Raw genomic sequence first — 890 nt, forward strand, 5'->3', positions numbered from 1 at the left:
CAAGGTACGGAATAGTGGGGCTGGCTGTCGGAAACGGAGGATTTTATGTTAAGACAGACCAACCAACAACCAATTACCGCCCTTTACCCAAGACTTTCCCATGAGGACGAGCTGCAAGGCGAGAGCAATTCCATTTCCAACCAGAAGCGTATTCTTGAAACCTATGCAAAGCAGAACGGCTTTTCCAATCTGCGCTGGTACACGGACGACGGTTATTCTGGTGCGAACTTTCAAAGACCCGGTTTTCAAGCCATGCTTGCGGACATTGAAGCCGGAAAAGTCGGGACAGTTATCGTAAAGGATATGTCGAGGTTAGGGCGAAACTACCTGCAAGTGGGAATGTACACGGAAATGATTTTCCCACAGAAAGGTGTCCGCTTTATCGCTATCAATGACGGAGTGGACAGCGCACAAGGCGACAATGACTTTGCCCCGCTGCGGAATATCTTTAACGAATGGCTGGTGAGAGATACGAGCAAGAAAATCAAAGCAGTAAAACGCTCAAAAGGCATGAGTGGCAAGCCCATCACAAGCAAGCCTGTGTATGGCTACCTCATGGACGAGGACGAAAATTTCATTATTGACGAGGAAGCTGCACCCGTAGTCAAGCAGATATACAACCTCTGCCTTGCCGGGAACGGTCCGACTAAGATAGCCCGTATGCTCACAGAGCAGCAAATCCTCACGCCGGGGACGCTGGAATACCGTAGGACGGGCAGCACCCGCCGCTACCACCCCGGCTATGAGTGCAAGTGGGCGACCAATACCGTTGTGCATATCCTTGAAAACCGGGAATACACAGGCTGTCTGGTAAACTTCAAGACAGAAAAGCTCTCTTACAAAGTCAAGCACAGTGTAGAAAATCCCCTGGAAAAGCAAGTGATTTTCGA

1 protein-coding gene is annotated in these 890 nt (G+C 49.8%); it reads left to right on the plus strand.

Annotated features, from left to right (window positions below):
* Positions 1-45: 45 nt before the first annotated feature.
* A partial coding sequence (locus H8S80_RS33920) for a recombinase family protein (RefSeq protein ID WP_187049105.1) occupies positions 46-890 on the plus strand: 845 nt, incomplete at its 3' end.

Source organism: Hungatella sp. L36 (assembly GCF_014288035.1).